Source organism: Planktothrix sp. FACHB-1355, from assembly GCF_014748295.1.
Classification (GTDB): Bacteria; Cyanobacteriota; Cyanobacteriia; order Cyanobacteriales; family Aerosakkonemataceae; genus Aerosakkonema; species Aerosakkonema funiforme_A.
Window position 1 is genome coordinate 1 of the sequence record NZ_JACJUP010000579.1, and the last position, 4,277, is coordinate 4,277.

Consider the following 4,277-nt stretch of genomic DNA (forward strand, 5'->3'; position numbering starts at 1 on the left):
GCCACCCTGATGTTAAACATTGTAATGCTTCACGTCTGACATCTATTCGTTTATCAAACTGAATAATATTTTTTAGCCATTCTAATGTTTCTGGGTGATCTCTCCAATAAATAGCGATTATTGAAATGATTTTAGTCATTTCTTCGTGACAAATAACCCATTCCGATCTATCTAGATGTAGATTTTTTATAGGCAAATTATTTATTATTTCATTTTCATCTATTACTTCTAAAGCAATAATGTCTTTCATTTTATTTAACAACTTTTCTGATGTGGCGGAAAGTGTATTTTGATTTCTCACTTCACCCAAGCAATCAAACGCCAAAAATAAGTTTAGATGCTTTTTGCTATTACCATTTTGTTGAATTAAATAATCAATCAATTCCCCAGCAAACTTCTCTCCCAACATTCCCACAATTAGCCGCAAAACTTCATGCCAACGCTCATCTTCCCAGTGTTTGCCAAATACCTCATTTTTCAAATAATCCAAATCGATTTTTCTATCTTTCTCAAATTGCCAGACAAACTCCCAAGCGCAGAAATATTCCAAAAAAGTGCGATGCACGAAAGCATAGTAATCTGCACCAACAGAACATAAAATAAAATTACGTACCCGCAATTGCTCGATGGTTAATCTGGCAACTGTTCTGGCATCGGGGATTTCAATAGACTTCAAATAATTATACAAAATTCTCTCTAAATCTTCCCCTGCAATCAAGTTACCAGCTAAACCTTTTTCATTCGCCTGCATATAGTAAGCAACCTGACGCAGCATTGCCTGCTTATCTTTGTAATCGATATTTTCTAACTTGAAATTACTCTTTAAAGTTCGTTCAAAATCCCAATGATGCAGCAATAACCGCGATGATTGATTGTACAGTTCCGGTCTATCTCTTGGCAATTCTTGATTGCGGTTCAAAATCGCCATCATCGTCAGCAAGAGGGGATTTCCTGCTAGTTCTCGAATCGCGGAAGATTCCCGAATTGCTTTTTTCAAGCGTTCCCGTTTTTTGACTTTATCGCCTTCATCATTATAAGTGCGATCGTGCCAACGTTGAATAAAATCTTCGATTTGTTCCGGCTCTAAATCTTGCAGCATGAAATGGCGAAATTCCGCATCTCGCAGCTTTTGCGCTTTGTACCCGATAACGCGAGAAGTCACGATTACCCGCACTTTTGGATAGTCGTTAGTAAAGCGATGGATATCGGTAATTACTTCTTCTCTTCTAGCAGAATCAAATATTTCATCCAATCCATCAAACATGACAACTGCATCACCAGCTTTTAATTTTTCATTTAATTGATGTTGGGGTAAATGACAAACTACGCCGCTACCAGCATGGAAAAATTCCAAAAAATCTTTACAGTTTCTATCTTCGCGGTTGAGACTATAGGCGCGTAACTCAATCAACAAAGGTATCGGCTGCAAAGGCAATTCATTCGGCGGTAATTCTGCCCAATTTAAACTAATCCATTGCAACAAACTAGATTTACCCGCACCTGGGTCGCCCAAAATTACCAGATATTTGTAATTGCGATCATCGAGAATTTCTGAGATCGATCGAATTCGCTCTTGCTGATAACTTTGTTGCCACCTTTCTAACTCTTCCGGCGAAAATTCTCGCTCTAATTCACCCCTTTCTTGCAACCGTTTTTGATATTCTTTCGGAATCTCATAAACTTTCGGCAAAAACTCTTGACATTCCCGCACGTTTTGCGGTATAAACATTTGCCATAACTTCAATTGGTTATAAGCATAGCCGTCGCGATCGATACTATCTAACTTCAAATTACCGTATCGTTCCCGAATTCCTTCCTGATATTTCCGCAAATCGAAATCGGGAGTAATTACCCGCGTATTTTCGGCAATTTCTGCTAGAGTTTGAGCTTTGAAAATTTCCCGCAAATCATCGGATTCTTGAATAATTGCTTTCGCTTTCTTCAAATACCGTTTCCCCAACTTTTCCCAATCAAATTCTGACGGCAAAGGCGGTAAATTAAGCTGCTTCCACTTTTCAGCTAACGTCTTAGTATCTAAAATATGGCATTCGTATTGAAAAGCATTACCTAAAGTTTCGGCAACCGCTTCATCTTTAATAAATTGTTTTAACGGTTTGATATATTCTTTTAACTTTTCTTCATCAAAATCAGCATCTTCCAATTCTTGCTGTACCAATTGCAAAAACTCTTTTAATGCTTTTCCCGCCGCAATATCTAGCGGTTCTTTGCTGGGAAGCTGAATTACCTTATTTAAGCAACCTTTAAAAATATCTTTCGCCCAATCTTTGGTTGCTTCCTTCGCCAAATCTTCCAAAATCGGCTTAAACGCAAATCCTACCGCCTGCGTCACACCCCAAGCAACTAACCAGTCAATCATATCGCTATACCCAAGATTCGATCGCGTCTCGTAAAACTCAACCGTAGCACTAGGAACTTTATTTAGTATAAACCGCAGATAAATACAGATAAATACAGATAGCGCAAATACATCTGTGTTCATCTGTGGTTTTTTCTTCTTTGCATCCCCTTGCGGGGAATAGTTTTTCTAAACCAAGCACTTAGCTAATTTTGCTTTGAGCCTGATTCAGACCTTAAAAATCTGAAAAGGCTCATTTTTGTTGCTTATAAAGTTTCCATCCCCTTGCGGGGAATCTCGATTTTAACACCCTTTTGCTTCCCATCAAAGAAAATATGAAAGGGTTCTTTTTTTTTGCTAATAAAGCCTGTACAACCATGAAAAACTTTCAACTCTGTTAGTTTCAAACGCTTAGCTGATAAGCTATCTGAAGTGGTCAACGAATCTATTTACTTTTTTAGGTTCGGACAGCCCCTTCATATTTTCATAAAAATAGTATACCGGAAACGCTAAACTTGTCAACTTAAGAAATGTTAATATTTTCAAGTCAGAAAATTTTATCCAGTATCGTTTTTAATTTCTTGAAGTAACCAATGTAGTTGTAAGCTATCTAGAGCGATCGACAAATCTACTTACTTTCCCAGGTTCGCACAACCCCTTCATACTTTCGTAATAATACAATACTGGAAGCGCCTAAAGTTTTGAATTTAAAAAATGTTAAAAGTTTTCGTATACGGCACGCTCAAACCGGGGGAATCGAACTATCAGCGATACTGTGCTGGTAAAGTAGTGCAAGAGGAAAGATCGATCGCCTACGGTGAGCTTTTTCACTTACCTGCTTTTGGTTATCCCGCTATGACGACGGGGTACACCCGAGTCCAAGGTTATGTGCTTACCTTTGCCGATGCGGATGTTCTCCACAAGCTTGACCAACTGGAAGATTACGACCCGCAACGGCTACCGGAGGAGAATCTTTACGATCGCAAACAAATCGAGACCTATAATTTAGACGGGCGATCGCAAGGTATTGCCTGGGCCTATTTCATGACCAGCGAGCGAGTGGAAGGTTTGGGAGGTATCTTCATCCCATCAGGCTGGTGGTTTTCCTCAAAATATTTTTGAGTTTATCTACCCGGATTGTAATAGGAGCTATGTTCGATCGTGTTTATGGGTGCTGCCACCGACGCTTTGGGAATTTCCACCACAGGTTGATTTAAAGCCAGCATCAAAGGTTCCGAAGCTACAGGCATTTCCGGAGATTGCGCCAGTTGCGGCGAGAAAGAATTGCCACCTCCGAACACGCCTGAAACTGCGGCAATCAACCCCGCCGCGATCGCACTACCACCCCACAACAGCACCTGCTTTTGGCGACGGCGACTCAAGCGCAAGAACACTTGAGTTATCGTTTCTTCCACAGGTTGCTCGCACGCTGGCACAGGCATTGTCCGCATCCCTTTGCGTAGCGTCATCAGTCTGGCATACAAACACTGCACTTGGGGGTCTTCTGCCAGCCATGCTTCTACCTGTCGGCGTTCTTGTACGCTCACCTCCCCATCCAAGTAGGCACTCAGCAACTCAAATCGATCGCGCTTTTGAGTATCGAGCGCACCCAAATTACCCGCAGGCGAATTCCCTGCGGAATTCGGTTTTGAAAAATTACGGGATTCAAAGTCAGTATTCATACCAATGCTTGAATGCGTAGATTATTGATAATCAATTTGAGCGTCCCTAGCGGGAATCTTTTTCCAGGCGAGTGTGAAATTGCAATCTTTTGTATACTTGGTGTTTTTTTACACACTAAGCTAATTGCAAATTTTTGTCCGCTCACCATTCAGTACTCGCTAGTCTACTACAAATTTTAAACCGGTATATGAGGGGTCTAAGCAATCTTTACTACTCAAGTTCGATATCTCTTCCGGTA

Annotated in this window: 4 protein-coding genes; 1 reads left to right on the forward strand and 3 read right to left on the reverse strand. The window is 40.5% G+C overall.

Annotated elements, in window-relative coordinates; all coding sequences use genetic code 11:
- A partial coding sequence (locus H6S82_RS21010; protein ID WP_242057051.1) for an NACHT domain-containing protein occupies nt 1-2,500 on the reverse strand: 2,500 nt, incomplete at its 3' end.
- A gap of 122 nt (nt 2,501-2,622) precedes the next feature.
- On the reverse strand, nt 2,623-2,796 hold the full coding sequence (locus H6S82_RS21015) for a hypothetical protein (RefSeq protein ID WP_191056652.1): 174 nt from the start codon (nt 2,794-2,796) through the stop codon (nt 2,623-2,625).
- A gap of 274 nt (nt 2,797-3,070) precedes the next feature.
- On the opposite strand from H6S82_RS21015, the gene H6S82_RS21020 reads away from it, so the two are divergent.
- Nucleotides 3,071-3,478 (forward strand): gamma-glutamylcyclotransferase, encoded by a 408-nt coding sequence (locus tag H6S82_RS21020; protein ID WP_190463401.1) that lies wholly within the window; start codon nt 3,071-3,073, stop codon nt 3,476-3,478.
- A gap of 2 nt (nt 3,479-3,480) precedes the next feature.
- Here the strand turns inward: H6S82_RS21020 and H6S82_RS21025 are convergent, their stop codons facing one another.
- The gene (locus tag H6S82_RS21025) at nt 3,481-4,038 is read right to left on the reverse strand and encodes a Fis family transcriptional regulator (RefSeq protein ID WP_190463404.1); all 558 of its coding nucleotides are present in this window, start codon (nt 4,036-4,038) and stop codon (nt 3,481-3,483) included.
- Between the last annotated feature and the right edge of the window lie 239 nt (nt 4,039-4,277).

Bases quoted from the DNA above. Each gene is read 5' to 3' on its own strand.
- H6S82_RS21025 (WP_190463404.1), bottom strand. From the start codon at position 4,038: ATGAATACTGACTTTGAATCCCGTAATTTTTCAAAACCGAATTCCGCA.
- H6S82_RS21020 (WP_190463401.1), top strand. From the start codon at position 3,071: ATGTTAAAAGTTTTCGTATACGGCACGCTCAAACCGGGGGAATCGAAC.